15 protein-coding genes and 2 tRNA genes are annotated in these 16,319 nt (G+C 54.9%); 6 read left to right on the forward strand and 11 right to left on the reverse strand.

The features are described from left to right. Nucleotides 1–184 precede the first annotated feature (184 nt). The gene (locus ACUW6V_RS20120; RefSeq protein ID WP_454038820.1) at nucleotides 185–937 is read left to right on the forward strand and encodes a Tox-REase-5 domain-containing protein; all 753 of its coding nucleotides are present in this window, start codon (nucleotides 185–187) and stop codon (nucleotides 935–937) included. Nucleotides 938–1,009: 72 nt separating this feature from the next. After that, nucleotides 1,010–1,654: an Imm52 family immunity protein gene (locus tag ACUW6V_RS20125; protein WP_454038821.1), complete on the forward strand. Its 645-nt coding sequence runs from the start codon at nucleotides 1,010–1,012 to the stop codon at nucleotides 1,652–1,654. 63 nt (nucleotides 1,655–1,717) lie between these two features. Here the strand turns inward: ACUW6V_RS20125 and ACUW6V_RS20130 are convergent, their stop codons facing one another. The 4 genes from ACUW6V_RS20130 to mdtK form a co-directional block, all read right to left on the reverse strand. Then, complete coding sequence (locus ACUW6V_RS20130; RefSeq protein ID WP_454038822.1) at nucleotides 1,718–1,942, reverse strand: hypothetical protein; 225 nt, start codon at nucleotides 1,940–1,942, stop codon at nucleotides 1,718–1,720. A gap of 137 nt (nucleotides 1,943–2,079) precedes the next feature. Continuing rightward, nucleotides 2,080–2,156: transfer RNA gene (locus ACUW6V_RS20135), tRNA-Val, on the reverse strand. A 9-nt stretch (nucleotides 2,157–2,165) separates the two neighbouring features. Then, nucleotides 2,166–2,242: transfer RNA gene (locus tag ACUW6V_RS20140), tRNA-Val, on the reverse strand. A gap of 189 nt (nucleotides 2,243–2,431) precedes the next feature. After that, entirely contained in the window at nucleotides 2,432–3,805 is a 1,374-nt protein-coding gene (mdtK, locus tag ACUW6V_RS20145; RefSeq protein ID WP_014729006.1) for an MdtK family multidrug efflux MATE transporter, read from the reverse strand. 236 nt (nucleotides 3,806–4,041) lie between these two features. Here mdtK and ACUW6V_RS20150 point away from each other — a divergent pair, with 236 nt between their 5' ends. Next, the gene (locus tag ACUW6V_RS20150; protein ID WP_007849599.1) at nucleotides 4,042–4,692 is read left to right on the forward strand and encodes a riboflavin synthase; all 651 of its coding nucleotides are present in this window, start codon (nucleotides 4,042–4,044) and stop codon (nucleotides 4,690–4,692) included. A gap of 16 nt (nucleotides 4,693–4,708) precedes the next feature. Here the strand turns inward: ACUW6V_RS20150 and ACUW6V_RS20155 are convergent, their stop codons facing one another. The 5 genes from ACUW6V_RS20155 to punC all read right to left on the reverse strand — a co-directional run bounded on the left by ACUW6V_RS20155 (nucleotide 4,709) and on the right by punC (nucleotide 11,239). After that, on the reverse strand, nucleotides 4,709–5,629 hold the full coding sequence (locus ACUW6V_RS20155; protein ID WP_032989678.1) for a LacI family DNA-binding transcriptional regulator: 921 nt from the start codon (nucleotides 5,627–5,629) through the stop codon (nucleotides 4,709–4,711). Nucleotides 5,630–5,673: 44 nt separating this feature from the next. Continuing rightward, a complete protein-coding gene (locus ACUW6V_RS20160; RefSeq protein ID WP_454038823.1) occupies nucleotides 5,674–7,059 on the reverse strand; it encodes a glycoside hydrolase family 1 protein in 1,386 nt (461 codons plus the stop codon). A 53-nt stretch (nucleotides 7,060–7,112) separates the two neighbouring features. Beyond that, nucleotides 7,113–8,432 carry a PTS sugar transporter subunit IIC gene (locus ACUW6V_RS20165; RefSeq protein ID WP_454038824.1) on the reverse strand — a complete coding sequence of 440 codons (1,320 nt, stop codon included), beginning with the start codon at nucleotides 8,430–8,432 and terminating at the stop codon, nucleotides 7,113–7,115. 194 nt (nucleotides 8,433–8,626) lie between these two features. Beyond that, nucleotides 8,627–9,775, reverse strand: coding sequence for a cyclopropane fatty acyl phospholipid synthase (gene cfa / locus ACUW6V_RS20170; RefSeq protein ID WP_007891825.1), 1,149 nt, complete (start codon nucleotides 9,773–9,775; stop codon nucleotides 8,627–8,629). Between the two features lie 288 nt (nucleotides 9,776–10,063). Next, nucleotides 10,064–11,239 (reverse strand): purine nucleoside transporter PunC, encoded by a 1,176-nt coding sequence (gene punC / locus ACUW6V_RS20175; RefSeq protein ID WP_454038825.1) that lies wholly within the window; start codon nucleotides 11,237–11,239, stop codon nucleotides 10,064–10,066. A 111-nt stretch (nucleotides 11,240–11,350) separates the two neighbouring features. On the opposite strand from punC, the gene punR reads away from it, so the two are divergent. Then, a complete protein-coding gene (gene punR / locus ACUW6V_RS20180; RefSeq protein ID WP_014729000.1) occupies nucleotides 11,351–12,262 on the forward strand; it encodes a DNA-binding transcriptional activator PunR in 912 nt (303 codons plus the stop codon). A 17-nt stretch (nucleotides 12,263–12,279) separates the two neighbouring features. On the opposite strand, the gene purR is transcribed toward punR, so the two are convergent. Next, nucleotides 12,280–13,305, reverse strand: coding sequence for an HTH-type transcriptional repressor PurR (purR, locus tag ACUW6V_RS20185; protein WP_012124922.1), 1,026 nt, complete (start codon nucleotides 13,303–13,305; stop codon nucleotides 12,280–12,282). A gap of 291 nt (nucleotides 13,306–13,596) precedes the next feature. Between purR and cydH the strand changes: the two genes are divergently transcribed. Continuing rightward, the gene (gene cydH / locus ACUW6V_RS20190; RefSeq protein ID WP_015386754.1) at nucleotides 13,597–13,686 is read left to right on the forward strand and encodes a cytochrome bd-I oxidase subunit CydH; all 90 of its coding nucleotides are present in this window, start codon (nucleotides 13,597–13,599) and stop codon (nucleotides 13,684–13,686) included. A 262-nt stretch (nucleotides 13,687–13,948) separates the two neighbouring features. Then, complete coding sequence (locus ACUW6V_RS20195) at nucleotides 13,949–15,115, forward strand: MFS transporter (RefSeq protein ID WP_319703911.1); 1,167 nt, start codon at nucleotides 13,949–13,951, stop codon at nucleotides 15,113–15,115. Between the two features lie 68 nt (nucleotides 15,116–15,183). Here ACUW6V_RS20195 and ACUW6V_RS20200 read toward each other — a convergent pair whose 3' ends face one another. Next, on the reverse strand, nucleotides 15,184–16,002 hold the full coding sequence (locus ACUW6V_RS20200) for a C40 family peptidase (RefSeq protein WP_007891821.1): 819 nt from the start codon (nucleotides 16,000–16,002) through the stop codon (nucleotides 15,184–15,186). Nucleotides 16,003–16,319: the final 317 nt, after the last annotated feature.

A 16,319-nucleotide genomic window follows, 5' to 3' on the forward strand; every position in this document is an offset into this window, starting at 1 on the left:
TTGCCATTTTCGGGAAATGATTGGTATATTCATAATATATTTGTGTTTAAGGTATAAATTTACTGGTGTACAGTGACAGATGTACATACGGAATATATAGTTCTGTCTTTGTCAGCAGCCACCTGAACAACAATACAGAGATCTGCTTTATGTTGCGAAGAATAAAATCAGAAGGATGCCGTAAATGACAGGACTGGTTTTAGAGGCCGTGGTTGTGGGGCTGGAGGAAGCGGGAGCCTGTCTTGTCAGTGCCTGTACCGGTGTGTTAATAGCTGCCGGGATAATGGATGAAGAAGAAAATATTCCTGTGGAAGAGAGTATCGCTGAGAACAGTGAGAAATCGATTTCCGGATTCATTTATCAGGGCAAAGCAAATGATATGATACTTAATGAGCCGATGATCGTCAGTTCAGAAACCCATGCGGATTTCTGGGAAGACGACATGGATTATTCAGAAACGGCAAGTACGGAAAATACAAAAAACCAGACATCCGCTCAGACGGAAACAGATGAAAGGAAGTGCAAAAGCTGTCCGCCAGAGGGAAAAGTGATGCCGATGGTGAGGCGTTGTTCGCGCTGGAGCATGGTGACAATCAGTTACCAGACACGTATCTGCGGGACGTTCTATAATCCTGAAACGAAACAGATAGAGGAGTTTAAATACTGCGGCGTATCGTTTGATGGGTGGAAAGATAAGCTGTGCCAGTTTTGGGAAGCAAAGGCACGGTATGATCAGTTTTTCAGGGATGATGATTCGAAGAAACCGTGGTGGACAGGTAACCATAGTGCTATTAATCAAGCATCCCGTCATCAGGCGGTTGCAACAGTAAATCAGCCATTAAAAGTGGTTTGGATATTTATGCAACCTTTAAGTTATGAATATTTCAGAAAGTTGTTTAAAGATTATAAGGATATTATTACGAGGTGGCAACCATGAATGAACTGTTTAATACGTCAATAAATATACATTCTTTGAATGCATACGACATTACAGTAGCTGATTGTGTGAATGAACTATACAGAAGTGCATTGGTCATCAGAAATCTTACGAAAAAAAAATCAAACATGGTATTTAACTGGCTACTCAAGGAAAGATGCATTAAAATATGTTGTTTTTAATGGTGATGAACCTAATAAAAATATAATGGATATTTTTCAACGCCATTATAAAAAGAACCATCCTTTAGTCAACGAGTCTATATGGAATGGTCAACCCGATGGACTGGCTTGCTCAATATCTCATTTTATGAAGTTTATAGATAACCCCAAAAAATCAAACCTTATAATAGATATAGATCAGATGGTTATGAATACTTCGGACATGATTGATTCCTTGCTCCTGTTAGCTGAAGGAAAAAACAAAACATGGATATCAGTAGACTCAAAAGGTTATTGGTACCATGATCGTAATATTTTTCCTGACAGGATATATGTCGGCTGGATGTTATATTTACCCCACGTGGTTTTACCTGAAATAGTACCCGAGGCAGCTAAAGTGGTACCGGTTTCCGACGGTGAAAAGCAAAAAGGAACTATAGTGGTTTCAACCGACGAAATATTTGACGGAAACAACATAGAACACATCCGTAAAGCAAATGATATAGAAATAAGGCTTCTGGATCTTGGTTTGTTACCGTTGATGACAGAGCTCTAATACAGCCTAAAATATGACCTCATGAACCAGTTGTGAGAAGCGGACTTACAGTTCGCCTGGCGTTTACTGTCTTGTGCGGAGTTTGACTGCTGCACACTGGTAGATAGCATCCGGAAAATGAATATATAAATCCTTGCCGACAGCCTGCTTAACTCTCATTTTGACGTCCGACTGCCGTACCGCGAGCCGTCCGGCCTGTATGACGGCGCGCAGGAAGCGGTCTGGGGCGTGCGTACCTTGCATAACGCCGTCACCGGCAGGGTGCAGGGGCGTAATGATGACCTTCATCAGATTTGCCACTGGTAACTACCACAGAATCCGCATAATACGAAATCATGTGCAGGCACAGTCTGAAAGACTAAGGGAGATGAGGTGTATCAGAAGGTTTAGGACGAAACAGAAAAGGAAACCTGAAGACTACTGAATGGTGCGTCCGAGTGGACTCGAACCACCGACCCCCACCATGTCAAGGTGGTGCTCTAACCAACTGAGCTACGGACGCACATTAGGATGGTGCGTTCAATTGGACTCGAACCAACGACCCCCACCATGTCAAGGTGGTGCTCTAACCAACTGAGCTATGAACGCATTGCTGTGTGACAGCGGGGACGAATATTAACGGCAGCCCCGTCAGCTGGCAAGGGGAAAACGTCAATTTTCTTTCATATTTCACGCGATTGCCGCGTATTTGCGCAGAATGCTGACAAAGTGATCGGCGGGTTGGGCAGGCAGGCGTCAGACGGATAAAAAAACGCCGCCCTCGGGGCGGCGTCTGGATTAACGCGCGGCACGCGCCAGTATGGTTTCCGAGGGCTGACGTTGCAGGTAACGCATACGCCACATCATCATGATAGCGGCAGAGGTCAGGCCGAGTATAAAGCCAAACCAGAAGCCCGCCGGGCCCATGGGTTCTACGACCCAGTCGGTCAGACCCAGAATGTAGCCGCTCGGCAGACCCAGCACCCAGTAGGCGATGAAAGTGATAAAGAAAATCGATCGCGTGTCTTTATAGCCACGCAGGACGCCACTGCCGATCACCTGAATCGAATCCGAAATCTGATAAATCGCCGCCAGCAGCATCAGATGCGAGGCGAGTGTAACCACTTCCGGGTTGTCGTTATAGAGCAGGGCGATAGGCTCGCGGAATACCACAGTAAAGAGGGCCGTCAGCACGGCAAGGCAGATGCCGACGATAATGCCTGTTCGTGCCGAGGTCTGTGCCTCAAGCGTCGAACCCTGCCCGAGACGGAAACCGACGCGAATGGTCACCGCGGCGCTCATCGACATCGGCAGTACAAACATGAGCGAGCTAAAGTTGAGCGCAATCTGGTGGCCCGCGACATCGACAATCCCGAGCGGCGACACTAACAGCGCCACGACCGCAAACAACGTGACCTCAAAAAACAGCGCCAGCGCCACCGGCATACCAATCTGCGCGAGACGACGGATAACCGGCCAGTCAAAGCGGCGGCTTGCGGGCTCAGGCCGAATATCACGCATCGAGCCTGCGCGTTTAACCCAGAAGCGCATGCAGAAAAACATCACCCAGTACACCGACGCGGTCGCCACGCCGCAGCCGACGCCGCCCAGTTCCGGCATACCAAAATGACCATAAATGAAGATATAGTTCACAGGAATATTCACCAGCAGGCCGATAAAGCCCATCGCCATGCCCGGCGTGGTTTTGGCGAGCCCTTCACACTGGTTACGCATCACCTGAAAGAAAAGATAACCCGGCGCGCCCCACAGCAGCGCACGCAGGTAATTCACCGCTTTGTCGGCGAGAACCGGGTCGATATTGTGCATCGCGTGGATGATATAACCGGCGTTCCACAACACCAGCATGATAAGCACAGAGACCAGCCCGGCCAGCACAAAGCCTTGCTGCACCTGATGCGCGATGCGGTCGCGGCGACCGGAGCCGTTAAGCTGAGCGATGACTGGCGTAAGCGCCAGCAGCAGGCCGTGACCAAAGAGGATGGCGGGGAGCCAGATAGAGGTTCCGATGGCAACTGCTGCCATATCGGTGGCGCTGTAGCCACCAGCCATAACGGTATCGACAACCCCCATCGAGGTCTGGGCGATTTGCGCGAAAATCACCGGGATTGCCAGAGCTAATAACTGACGCGCTTCGACAAAATACTTCTGCACGTGAACACCTGTATATTGTTGTTATTTGAGAGACAAAAAAGCCGCCGCAACGGGCAGCAAGAAGAAAATGCAGGGGAATTAGTCAGACTATTGTAGCGAGAGTTCACTATTAAGCCAGTGAAATAATGCGCTTAAGACCGCTCAGGCTGGCAAGGGCATATTCCACCTGTTATTGTTCTGGTTATGAATCTCGCGGCCGCGCGCCGCCATGTTAGCGAATCCAGGAGTGGCAAAATATGTTTACCGGTATTGTTCAGGGCACCGCGAAAGTCGTGGCTATCGATGAAAAACCGAATTTCCGCACCCATGTGGTGGAGCTGCCAGATGAGCTGCTGCCGGGGCTTGAGACAGGCGCATCGGTGGCGCACAACGGCTGCTGCCTGACGGTAACGGAAATTAACGGCAACCGTGTCAGCTTCGATTTAATGAAAGAAACGCTGCGCATTACTAACCTTGGGGATTTACAGACCGGCGATGTGGTCAACATTGAACGCGCCGCGAAATTCAGCGATGAAATTGGCGGGCATTTAATGTCCGGGCATATTATGACCACGGCGGAGGTTGCGAAGATCCTGACGTCGGAAAATAACCGGCAGATCTGGTTTAAAATTCAGGATCCGACGCTGATGAAGTATATCCTGCACAAAGGCTATATCGGCATTGACGGTATCAGCCTGACGGTAGGTGAAGTGACGGCGACGCGGTTCTGCGTTTTCCTGATTCCGGAAACGCTCCAGCGCACCACGCTTGGCACGAAAAAACTGGGCCAGCGGGTGAATATTGAAATCGATCCGCAGACCCAGGCTGTGGTGGATACGGTTGAGCGTGTACTGGCGTCTCGCGAAGCCGCCGCAGCCATTACCGCCCAGCTTCACCCCGCCGAATAATCTATCGCGGGTACGCTCAGGCGCTCACCAGCGTTCCGCGTACCCGTTCGCCCGGCGCGCCGCCTGAAAGCAGCGCCACCGCCTGCCGGGCGATACTCTCCAGCGAATACCCGATGGCCGGAACGCTCTCAAGCCCCACACCGCGCCCTGAACTCTCAAGACTGAACACCAGCACCTGCTCCGGCACCGCGAAACGGTATTCGCGCAGCATCGCCACCGCTTCGCGCGCCTGGCTGTCATCGGTCACCAGCAGCGCATTAAATTTCACGCCGCTGTTGATAAGCTTTTGCAGGGCGATACGCAGCACCGGCTCATCTTCAATGACGCGCTGGCGATGAAACGGGATCAGGTGGTTTTCCGCCGCCTGGCGATAGCCCTGTAAGATCTCTGCTGCCGCATCGCCCGCCGGGAAGTTAATCAGCGCGATATCGCGCCGCTGGTGGCTGCATAAATACTGCACCGCCGTCTGCGCGGCAAACAACCAGTCGAACAAAATCCCCTGTGCGGTTGCCGCACTCAGACAGTCCACCAGAATCACGTCGTTATCAAGCGGGGGCAGAGGAAAGCGGGCCCCGACAATCATCAGCGCGTCGCAGAGGCCGGAATCCAGCTCGGCGCGGGCGCGTGTCACCTCTTGCGGCGTACTCGCAAAACGCAGCAGAAGGTGTTTACCGTGCCGGCTGAGCTCTTTTTCCAGCGCCTGTAGCCAGCAAGTGGCCTGCTGAATATGTTCGCTGGCGCAAATCACGCCGATGCAGTGAGTCATCTGGCTTGAGAGCGACTGCGCAATGGCGTTCGGCTGATAGTTCAGCATCTCGGCGGCACGCAGCACCGCGAGACGGCTCTCTTCCTTGACGCCGCGATTGCCGCTAAGTACGCGGGAAACAGTGGCTTTCGAGACGCGCGCCAGGCGCGCGACATCATTAATGGTGGACATCGTGTTTTCCTGCAAAGCGTGGCGGCGCGAAGGCCGCCACTCGGTTACTCATCAAACCCGTTCCTGGCCGCTACCTGGCGGTACCATTCACCGCTCTTTTTGATCGTGCGTTTCTGGCTTTCCAGATCGAGCGATACAAAGCCGTAGCGGTTCTTGTAAGCGTTGCACCAGGACCAGTTATCAATGAAGGTCCACATGTGGTATCCCAGACAGCGGCTGCCTTCGCTGATGCCCTTATGCAGCCATTTCAGGTGGTCGCGCACAAACTCGATGCGGTAATCATCCTGAATCTGTCCGTCGCGCTCGAAGCGCTGCTCATTCTCAACGCCCATGCCGTTTTCTGAGATATAGCAGCGCGGGTTGCCATACTCTACACGCAGGCGTGTGAGGATGTCGTAGACGCCCTTCTCATAAATTTCCCAGCCGCGATATGGGTTCATTTTGCGGCCCGGCATTTCATAAGCGCTGAAGAACCACTCTGGCATGAACGGGCTTTCCGGATTGACCTGCGAATCACGACACTGAATGCGACGCGGCTGATAGTAGTTGATGCCGAGCAGATCCACCACACCCGCCGCCAGCAGCTCTTTATCGCCGGGCTGGCACGCAGGGAGTTGATCGTATTGCGCCAGCAGCGCGACTAAATCTTCCGGGTAACTGCCGCGCAGCGCCGGATCAAGGAAGCTGCGGTTAAACATCAGATCGGCGATGTGCGCCGCTTTCACGTCTGCCGGGTTTTGCGAGCGAGGGTAAGAGGGCGTCAGGTTCAGAATAATGCCGATTTCGCCGCCGTCGTTACGCTCGTGGTAGGCCTTCACCGCACGGGCATGGGCCAGCATCGTGTGGTAGGCGACAGTCGCGGCGCGGCGGAAATCGACTACGTTCGGGTAGTGGAAGTCATAGAGGTAACCGCCTTCCACCGGCACAATCGGCTCGTTGAAGGTAAACCAGTGCGTCACTCTGTCGCCAAACAGTTCAAAGCAGGTGCGGGCATAGGCTTCAAACGCGTCGATAACTTTACGGTTCTCAAAGCCGCCCTGTTCCTGCAGCGCTAACGGCATATCGAAATGGAACAGGTTTATGAATGGCGTAATGCCCTGGCGCAGAAGCTCATCAATTACCTGATTGTAGAAGGCGACGGCTTCCTGATTCACCGCGCCGGTGCCATCGGGGATCAGGCGCGCCCAGGAGATGGACGTGCGGAAGGTGTTGTGATTAAGCGCTTTCAGCAGCGCGATATCTTCTTTCCAGTGCTGATAAAACGTGGAGGTCTGCGCCGGGCCAACGCCGTGGTGGAAACGCTCTGGCTGCAGGCGGAACCAGTGATCCCATATTGTTGGCGTTTTGCCGTGGCTCAGGCTTTCACCCTCAGTTTGCGGCGCCGAGCTGGCGCTGCCCCACCAGAATCCTTCAGGAAATGAGTAGTGCATATCCATCCTCATAGCGTAGTCAGGCGCCTGCCAACAGGGCAGGCGCAATAAAATCAGGCATTATTCGTGACAGTGTCACCTTCGGTGTTGTCCTGCGCCGCTTCCTGCTTTTGCAGGGTGCGCTCGTAGGCTTTCACAAACGGGTAGTACATTAATGCCGACATCACCATACAAATCAGGCACATGATGACCGGACTGAAAGCCCAGTTCGCAGCCCACGACGCGCCTATGGGCGCGGGCGTGGTCCACGGCGTCAGCGAGACGACCTGCGCCAGCCAGCCGAGTTTGGTCGCGGTCCAGGCAAGAACGGCGTTCACCATCGGCACCAGAATAAACGGCAGGAAAAAGACCGGGTTCATAATGACCGGCGCGCCAAACAAAATCGGTTCGTTGATGTTAAACATACTCGGCACGACGCCCATTTTACCGATGGTACGCAGGTGCACCGCGCGGCTGCGCAGCAGCAGGAACGCCAGCGGGAGAGTAGAGCCGACACCGCCAATCAGCAGGTAGTGATCCCAGAACCCTTGCAGATAGATATGTGGCAGCGCCTGGCCCGCCGCCAGTGCGGCCTGGTTGGCGGAGAGGTTCGCCATCCAGAATGGGTTCATAATGCCGGTGACGATCAGCGCGCCGTGAATACCGGCAAACCACAGGATCTGGCAGATCAAAACGGAAATCAGAATGGCCGGGAGGGAGTCAGACGCCGCGACCAGCGGTGAAAGCAGGTGCATAATCGCTTCCGGCAGGATCATGCCGGTGGTGGATTCAATGATAAGGTTAAGCGGATGAAGCGTAAGGACAATGACCACGACCGGGATCAAAATCTCAAACGAGCGCGCGACGCCGGTCGGCACCTCTTTTGGCAGGCGGATAGTAATGTTGTGGCGCTTCAGAAAGGCATACATTTCGCTCGCGTAAATCGCGGTAATAAGCGCGGTGAAAATGCCCTGACCTGAGAAATACTGCGTGGAAATTTGCCCGTCTTTATAGGGCGCCGCCACCAGCAGAAAGGCCATAAACGCCAGCAGGCCGGTCATGATAGGGTCAAGCTTATAGTGCTTGCCAAGACTCGCGCCAATACCGACCGAGATAAAAAACGTCATGACGCCCATGCTGAGATTAAACGGCAGCATCAGCTGCTCGCGATATTTCAGCGATAGATCGAGCCATGCGCGACAAAAGCCAATTTGCGTATCCGGCGAGAAAGGCGGGAAGATAAAAACCAGCAGAAACGAACCGATAATCATAAACGGCAGGGCGGCAAGGAAACCGTCCCTGATAGACACCACGTGACGCTGCGACCCCATCGCACCCGCCAGCGGTGTAATTTTATTTTCAATAACATGGACCATACTCTGGTACAGACTCATGACATGTTTCCTTAATCAGGCAGAGGGAATAGCGCTCAGTTTGAAACAAAACGGAAACCGGTTTCCATGTGTCTGTCACCTGATTGCTGCCGGGATCACTTTTATCGAAGGAAACGTCGCGAAAGCGTGAGAAATATCACAAAGCGAGGAAGAGAGAGTGGCAAAAAGCCCCCGGCATGCGCCGGGGTGGACGCTTAACGGGCGACGCGCAGGCCGTTTTCCACGCCGCGGCTGAAGACCACCTGCCACAGCTGGATATCCCGCGCGCGGAAGGCACCCGCACAGGCGTTGAGATAATAGGTAAACATGCGTTTAAAACGCTCAGAATAGTTATCCGCAATTTCCGGCCAGGCGGCCAGGAAGCGCGCATACCAGGCCATCAGCGTTTTATCGTAGTCCGCCCCGAAGTTATGCCAGTCTTCCATCACGAAGTGCGGCTCGCTGGCGGCGGCTATCTGGCGCGCCGAAGGCAGGCAGCCATTCGGAAAGATGTACTTATCAATCCACGGGTCGACGTTGTTATCGGTTTTCCGTGAGCCGATGGTATGCAGCAGGAAAAGCCCGTCGGGCTTGAGATTGCGGTCGGCAACCTCAAAATAGGTGGCGTAGTTTTTCGGACCAACATGCTCAAACATGCCTACCGAGACGATGCGGTCAAACTGCGAATCGAGATCGCGGTAATCCTGCAACAGAATGGTGACATCCAGCCCCTGGCAGCGTTCCTGCGCCATTTTTTGCTGCTCGGCGGAGATGGTCACGCCGGTGACCGATACGCCATAATGGCGCGCGGCAAACGCTGCCAATCCGCCCCAGCCGCAGCCGATATCCAGCAGCGTCATGCCAGGCTTAAGCTGAAGTTTTTCGCAGATAAGTTTTAACTTCGCCTGCTGGGCGTCTTCCAGGTTGTCCGCCTCTTTCCAGTAGCCGCAGGAGTACTGCATGTACGGGTCGAGCATGCGGCTGAACAGATCGTTGCCGAGATCGTAATGCTCTTTGCCGACAATCCAGGCGCGTTTTTTGGTTTGCAGATTGAACAAACGGGCACCAAGAATACGCAGCGTATCTTTCAGGTGACGTGGCAGTTGCTCTTCCAGCCCCGCGCGCAGCACTTTAGTGAAAAAGAGATCGAGCCGCTCGCACTCCCACCAGCCATCCATATAGCTTTCGCCAAGACCGAGGGAACCTTCCTGTAACACCCGTTTAAAAAAGTCAGGATTTTTCACCTGAATGTCGGAAGGAGCAGCGCCGTTAACGGCGATCCCGGCCCGGCTGAGCAGTTCAGTTGCGATGCGATACCAGTGGTTGTCCGGTATGCTGACTTCTTCTATACACGATGAACTCATAGCTTCTCCATCACTGATGTGATCAGAACCTTCAAACAGCGTAGTCGCAATTTTCGGTATGTGAGAAATATCACGGAAAGGTCCGCGAGCCTGATATCCGACGTAGAACAGAGGAAGGGAGATGACCCTTGCCAGAAATGTCATTCCAAATAAAAACGGGAGCCAGCAGCTCCCGTTACTACATAATATTTATGCTAATTATCGTAGAGCCGCGAACCAGTATAGGCCTCGCTTTACGATGATTCAACTGTTGACCGTTAGCAAGCTAATCACAAAAATTTCATATTTTCACGCGGCTGATGATTGCGTAAACCGTTGACGACCACGCAACCGAAAGCCGAGGCCCGCCAGCACCACTGTCGCCAGCATAACGCTGGTGGTTGACAGCAGCGCGGTCGCGACCAGCCACGACACCACCAGGCTTGCCACAAAACAGAGTCCAAGCTGGAGCGTGTTTTGCAGCGCGGCGGCGCGTCCGGTGGCCTGCGGGAACGGCAGCAGCGCAGCGGCGACCACGATAGGGTAAATCGCCCCGTTCGCCATCGCCATCAGGCAGAAGGGAATAAGCAGTGTGGTGAGCGTAACGGCGTCGCTTAACCCCACGAGCCAGGTGGCGAGCACGCTCAGCGCGAAGCCTGCCAGCAGCCACGGCAGCAGCGTTTCGCCATTCCATTTTTGCAGCGCACTGCGACAGCCATAGCCGCCAATCAGAAACGCTATAGTTTGCGGCACGTAGCTCAGTCCTATTACCGCCGGGCTGTAACCCATCTCATGCAGAATAAACGGCGAACCGGTGAGCCAGGCGAAGAAACTGGCGGAGCAGGCAGCATAAATCAGCACATTGCCGCTGTAGACGCGCGAGCGCAGCAGCATCATAAAGCTCAGCGGCTCGCCGCCTTTATTGCCCTGAGGCGCGCCGGAGGGCAGACGCAGGGCCGGAATCATCAGCGCCACCGTAATGGCAAACAGCACCAAAAAAATCGCCTGCCAGGAAAAGTGATTCAGGATCCAGCTGCCGAGCAGCGGTGCCAGGGCCGGAGAAAGCCCCACCAGCGGCATAATAGTCGCGAAGATACGACGCGCCTGCTGCGCCGGGTAGCGGTCGGTTACCAGCGCCTGCCAGCTTACCGCAGCGGAACAAACGCCCACGGCCTGAATAAAGCGCAGGGCCAGCAGCGCGCCCGCGCTCTCTACCCAGACGGTGCCAAGGCAGCCAAGCGCGAAAATCCCAAGCCCCGCCAGCAAAACCGGACGACGGCCAAAACGGTCAGAAAGCGGGCCCCAGACGAGCTGCGCCAGCGCGAAACCGGCCAGGAAAAGGCTCAGCGAGGCGCTGATAGCCGAAGGGGCTGTGTGCAGATCCGCTTCAATAACGGCGAACGCGGGCAGGTACATGTCGGTCGCCAGAAAACCGAGCACGCTCAGCCCGGCCAGCCAGCAAAGAAATCCTTTATCAGGTCGCATCACATTAACTCACTTCTTATTACGCGAAAGAGCCAGGAGTGTACGGAGTGCAATTCCGCTTGTGAAACGCTAATATTTGCCCATTCCATTCAAAAAATTTGCAGGCAGATAATGTGGTCTGAATATTCCCTGGAAGTGGTGGACGCCGTGGCGCGCACCGGCAGCTTTACCGCAGCCGCCGCAGAACTGCACCGCGTGCCTTCTGCCGTCAGCTATACGGTACGTCAGCTTGAGGAGTGGCTTGCGGTATCGCTCTTCGAGCGCCGCCATCGCGATGTGGTTCTGACGCCTGCAGGAGCCTGGTTTCTGCGCGAAGGGCGTTCTGTCATCAAAAAAATGATGATCACCCGTCAGCAGTGCCAGCAGATCGCCAACGGCTGGCGCGGGCAACTTTCCATCGCGGTGGATAATATCGTGCGCCCGGAACGCGTCCGGCGGCTGGTGCTTGATTTCTACCGGCACTTTTCCGATGTCGAGTTGCAGGTTTCACAGGAAGTCTTTAACGGCGTCTGGGACGCGCTGGCGGACGGGCGCGTGGAACTTGCCATCGGCGCCACACAGGCGATCCCGGTCGGCGGGCGCTTCGCGTTTCGTGATATGGGCATGCTGAGCTGGCGTTGCGTCGTGGCGCACCATCATCCGCTGGCACAGCTCGCGGGCGCGCTCAGCGACGACAGGCTGCGCGATTACCCCTCGCTGGTGCTGGAAGATACATCGCGATCGCTGCCCAAGCGCATTACCTGGCTTCTGGATAACCAGCGGCGCGTGGTGGTGCCGGACTGGCACTGCGCCGCCGATGCGCTCAGCGAGGGGCTCTGTATCGGCATGGTGCCGACGCATTTCGCGAAGCCATGGCTCGATAGCGGGGAGTGGCGCGCGTTGACGCTGGAAAACCCGTTCCCGGACGCCGCCTGCTGTCTGACGTGGCGGCAAAGCGACGCCTCGCCCGCGCTGCGCTGGCTGCTCGATTATCTGGGGGACAGTGAAACGCTGAACACGGAGTGGCTGCGGGAGCCGCAATAATACGGCTCCCGGAAGGATTAACGGCGATAGTCGCGGAACGGGCCGTCCGCCACCGAGCGGCGTTCGATCAGGCGCGGATGCACCTCGATGGTCTGCGACTCTTCGCGCTTATTCACGATGCGGTCGAGCAGCATATTGAACGCAGTCTGGCCGAGCGTCTCTTTTGGCTGATGGATAGTCGTCAGCGCCGGGCTAAAGAAACGCGCGTTGCGTACGTTGTCGTAGCCGATGATTGAAATATCCTGCGGCACGCGCAGGCCCATTTCATCGGCGGCGCAGATAGCGCCCATCGCCATGATATCGCCGCCGCAGAACACGGCAGTCGGGCGCTGCGGCTGCGAGAGGATCTGCTGCATGGCGCGGTAACCGGATTCCGGCTCGAAATCGCCCTGCACAATCCAGTTTTCCGGCACTTTAATGGCCGCTTCTTCCAGCGCTTTCATAAAGCCTGAGAAACGCCCGACGCCGGTGTTACGCTCAAGCTGCCCCGGAATCACGCCAATATCACGATGGCCGCGCTCGATAAGATAACGCCCGGCGAGGTAACCGCCCTGGAACGCGTTATCGATTACCGAGTCGGTAAAATCGGCTTTCGCTTCACCCCAGTCCATCACCACCATCGGGATATGACGGTACTCTTCAAGCGTGGAAAGCAGCGGCTGCGGGTATTCCGAGCACATCACCAGCAGGCCGTCGACGCGCTTTTGCGCCATCATAGACAGATACGCGCGCTGCTTTTCCAGATTGTTATGCGCGTTGCCCAAAATCAGCGTATAGCCTTTGGCGAAGCAGCTGTTTTCAACGGCTTCGATAATTTCCGCGAAATAGGGCGCTTCGCTACTGGTCGCCAGCAGCCCGATAGATTTGGTGTGATTCACCTTCAGGCTGCGCGCCACGGCGCTTGGCGAATAGTGTAATTCTTTGATAGCCGCCCAAACCGCATTGCGCGTCTCTTCCGCCACAAAACGGGTTTTGTTAATCACATGTGAGACTGTTGTTGTGGAAACGTTGGCTCGCTTCGCGACGTCTTTAATTGTTGCCATTAATAATCACTCCAGACCCCTGGCTGAGCCCTGCAAAATCACGGGTTAATCGTTTGCCTGTACACACCCCTGACTGCCGCGAGGGGAGTGCGGCATGCCGGGAAACGCGACATTTTTCGTGAGGAGGGGTCGATGGCCGGTACCGAATAAAGTAGCGACGAATTTTGGCTTATCTTTATCGAAAGGGGAAGAGGGAAAACGCATATCTGGTTAAATGTCGCAGGATTTTTCGGCCCGTTTATGCAAAAATGCGCACTACCTGTTTTTTATGGGGTCTTTAAGGAGAATACCATGAGTACCGATCTGAAATTTTCGCTGGTCACGACGCTGGTTGTACTGGGCCTGATTGTGGCGGGCGCATTTACCGCCATTCTGCATTAAGCGACAGGCGGGAGCGCACCTGTTCTCCCGCTTTCTTAAACTTTTCTTGCGTTTAAGCGCCGATTCCCCGCTGTTTTCTTTCTTTTTCCCGTTATTCCCTTTAGATTCGCTAATAACAATTAGCGCGTGTTCTTAACAGCTGCGCAATAATATTTTGCTGTTTTTGTCACTTATCTTTTCTGATTGAGAGTGTCATCCTTTTCTGCATCCTGCTGTAACGTCGGGCGTTCCCGGCGCTGTTGTACAATTTCTGGAGCAATGAATGAAAGTCAATTTTCCGTTACTGGCACTGGCTATCGGTGCTTTTGGCATTGGCACGACCGAGTTTTCCCCGATGGGGTTGTTGCCGGTCATAGCGAACGGCGTCAACGTCTCCATTCCGGCCGCCGGTATGCTGATTAGCGCCTACGCGGTCGGCGTGATGGTAGGCGCACCGCTGATGACGCTTTTACTGTCGCACCGCGCACGGCGTAGCGCGCTGATTTTTCTGATGGCGATTTTTACGCTCGGTAACGTGCTGTCAGCACTGGCACCGGATTATATGACGCTGATGGCCTCGCGTATTCTCACCAGCCTTAACCATGGGGCGTTCTTCGGCCTCGGCTCGGTGGTTGCGGCAAGCGTCGTGCCGAAGCATAAACAGGCGAGCGCCGTCGCGACGATGTTTATGGGCCTGACCATTGCCAATATCGGCGGCGTGCCGGCGGCCACCTGGCTTGGTGAAACCATCGGCTGGCGAATGTCGTTTCTGGCGACGGCCGGTCTTGGCGTGGTGGCGATGGCGAGCCTCTGGTTTTCCCTGCCAAAAGGCGGCAGCGGCGAGCGCCCTGATGTGAAAAGCGAACTGGCCGTGTTGATGCGCCCGCAGGTGGTGAGCGCGCTGTTGACAACCGTGCTCGGCGCGGGCGCGATGTTTACGCTCTATACCTATATCGCGCCGGTTCTGCACCACATCACTGATGCCAGCGCGGCGTTCGTCACCGCCATGCTGGTGCTGATTGGCGTCGGGTTTTCCATCGGCAACTATCTGGGTGGCCGCCTGGCGGACCGCTCGGTGAGCGGCACGCTGAAAGGCTTCCTGATGCTGCTTATCGTCATTATGGCGGCTATTCCGTGGCTTGCGAAAACGGAAATCGGCGCGGCGGTGAGCATGGTGGTATGGGGGGCTGCGACTTTCGCGGTAGTGCCGCCGCTGCAGATGCGCGTGATGCGTGTCGCCAGCGAAGCGCCGGGCCTGTCCTCATCTGTGAATATCGGGGCGTTTAATCTCGGTAACGCACTTGGCGCGGCGGCGGGCGGGGCCGTTATCCATGCGGGCTTCGGTTATAGCGTAGTGCCAGTGATGGGCGCGCTGATTGCCGCACTCGGCCTGCTGCTGGTGCTGATCTCCAGCCGTAGCGAGGCGCAAATGGCGTGCAGCGCTGAATAATGCATGCTGCCATATAAAAGAAAACGGAGAAGGGTGACCTTCTCCGTTTTTTTGTGAGGATAAATCGATTAACGAATAGTGCGCGGCGTCATCACCCGGCGCGCGCCGACATAGTGACGCTGCCAGTAATCTTCGCTCAGCGACGTTATCTGGATTTCCTGGCCGCTGCGCGGTGACTGAATAAATTTGCCGTTACCGACATAGACGCCGACGTGATCGGCGGTGCCACGGCCCTGAGTGCGGAAGAATACCAGGTCGCCGCTTTCCAGCTCGCCACGGTTAACCGGCGCGGCGTCGCGCAGGTGATACATTTCATTGGCGGTGCGCGGAATGCGGAATTTCACCAGATCTTTATAGGCATACCAGACGAGGCCGCTGCAGTCGAAACCGGTACGCGGCGACGTGCCGCCCCAGTGGTACGGCTTGCCTATCTGGTTCATCAGCTTGTTCATGGCGGTGGTCTGGGCTTTCTTCACGCGCGCTTTGTGTGCGTCGGCAATCGTGAGCGGCCCATTCACGCATTTGGTTTTGCGATTTTTTCGTGTTTTGGCACAGGTCTGCGCGCTCAGGCGGTTGCTGGCCTGTTTGCCAGAAGTGGTGGAAGGGCTGCGGGAAGCGGTTTTACTGACGGAAGAGGTGGTTTTGCTGGTGCGTTTTGCGGTGCTGTTTCGCTTCTCGCTGGCGGTTTTCGCCGTTTTGGTTTTCGTTGCGTTGTTACTTTTCTTGGCGGTTTTTGTGCTGGTTTTCTTTTTCACCGTACTGGCGTGCGCTTTTTGCACCTTCGAGGCGCGCGTCTGCTCCGACGCCTGCGCGAACGGTGCAAAAGCCAGTGATGAAGTCATTAATAAAGCACAGAGCGTGAGAGCAATTTTTGTTTTGCGCGCCACTGAGCATTCCCCTGCATAAAGCCGGCAATCATGCCAACGGATGAATTTTAAGAGCTTGCTGATTCTAATCTAAAAAAATGACCAAAGTTAAGCAGCAAATCGTCTTCTGAACGCAGTTTCGTTAACCGGCGCACTCTTTTTCGCCAGTTGCCGCTGCGCCGACGCGCATTTTAGCGCGCCTTCTCAGAGGAGAATATCGGCAGCTTACAGAAAAGTGTTATTATTTGCTTCTCTTTCACCACGGCACGGCACCGGGCTTAAGCGCAAGATTATGCATTTTCGGGACGCTCCGGAGCCGCTACAATGTAAAGCTAACG

Source organism: Cronobacter sp. 153480017-3, from assembly GCF_053627815.1.

What these genes read in the sequence shown, in the direction of transcription:
- ACUW6V_RS20125 (WP_454038821.1), top strand. Translation starts at nt 1,010, where the DNA reads ATGAACTATACAGAAGTGCATTGGTCATCAGAAATCTTACGAAAAAAA.
- purR (WP_012124922.1), bottom strand. Translation starts at nt 13,305, where the DNA reads ATGGCAACAATTAAAGACGTCGCGAAGCGAGCCAACGTTTCCACAACA.
- ACUW6V_RS20160 (WP_454038823.1), bottom strand. Translation starts at nt 7,059, where the DNA reads ATGCACTACTCATTTCCTGAAGGATTCTGGTGGGGCAGCGCCAGCTCG.
- ACUW6V_RS20155 (WP_032989678.1), bottom strand. Translation starts at nt 5,629, where the DNA reads ATGTCCACCATTAATGATGTCGCGCGCCTGGCGCGCGTCTCGAAAGCC.
- ACUW6V_RS20195 (WP_319703911.1), top strand. Translation starts at nt 13,949, where the DNA reads ATGAAAGTCAATTTTCCGTTACTGGCACTGGCTATCGGTGCTTTTGGC.
- cfa (WP_007891825.1), bottom strand. Translation starts at nt 9,775, where the DNA reads ATGAGTTCATCGTGTATAGAAGAAGTCAGCATACCGGACAACCACTGG.
- ACUW6V_RS20120 (WP_454038820.1), top strand. Translation starts at nt 185, where the DNA reads ATGACAGGACTGGTTTTAGAGGCCGTGGTTGTGGGGCTGGAGGAAGCG.
- ACUW6V_RS20150 (WP_007849599.1), top strand. Translation starts at nt 4,042, where the DNA reads ATGTTTACCGGTATTGTTCAGGGCACCGCGAAAGTCGTGGCTATCGAT.
- ACUW6V_RS20130 (WP_454038822.1), bottom strand. Translation starts at nt 1,942, where the DNA reads ATGAAGGTCATCATTACGCCCCTGCACCCTGCCGGTGACGGCGTTATG.
- punR (WP_014729000.1), top strand. Translation starts at nt 11,351, where the DNA reads ATGTGGTCTGAATATTCCCTGGAAGTGGTGGACGCCGTGGCGCGCACC.
- punC (WP_454038825.1), bottom strand. Translation starts at nt 11,239, where the DNA reads ATGCGACCTGATAAAGGATTTCTTTGCTGGCTGGCCGGGCTGAGCGTG.
- ACUW6V_RS20165 (WP_454038824.1), bottom strand. Translation starts at nt 8,432, where the DNA reads ATGAGTCTGTACCAGAGTATGGTCCATGTTATTGAAAATAAAATTACA.
- cydH (WP_015386754.1), top strand. Translation starts at nt 13,597, where the DNA reads ATGAGTACCGATCTGAAATTTTCGCTGGTCACGACGCTGGTTGTACTG.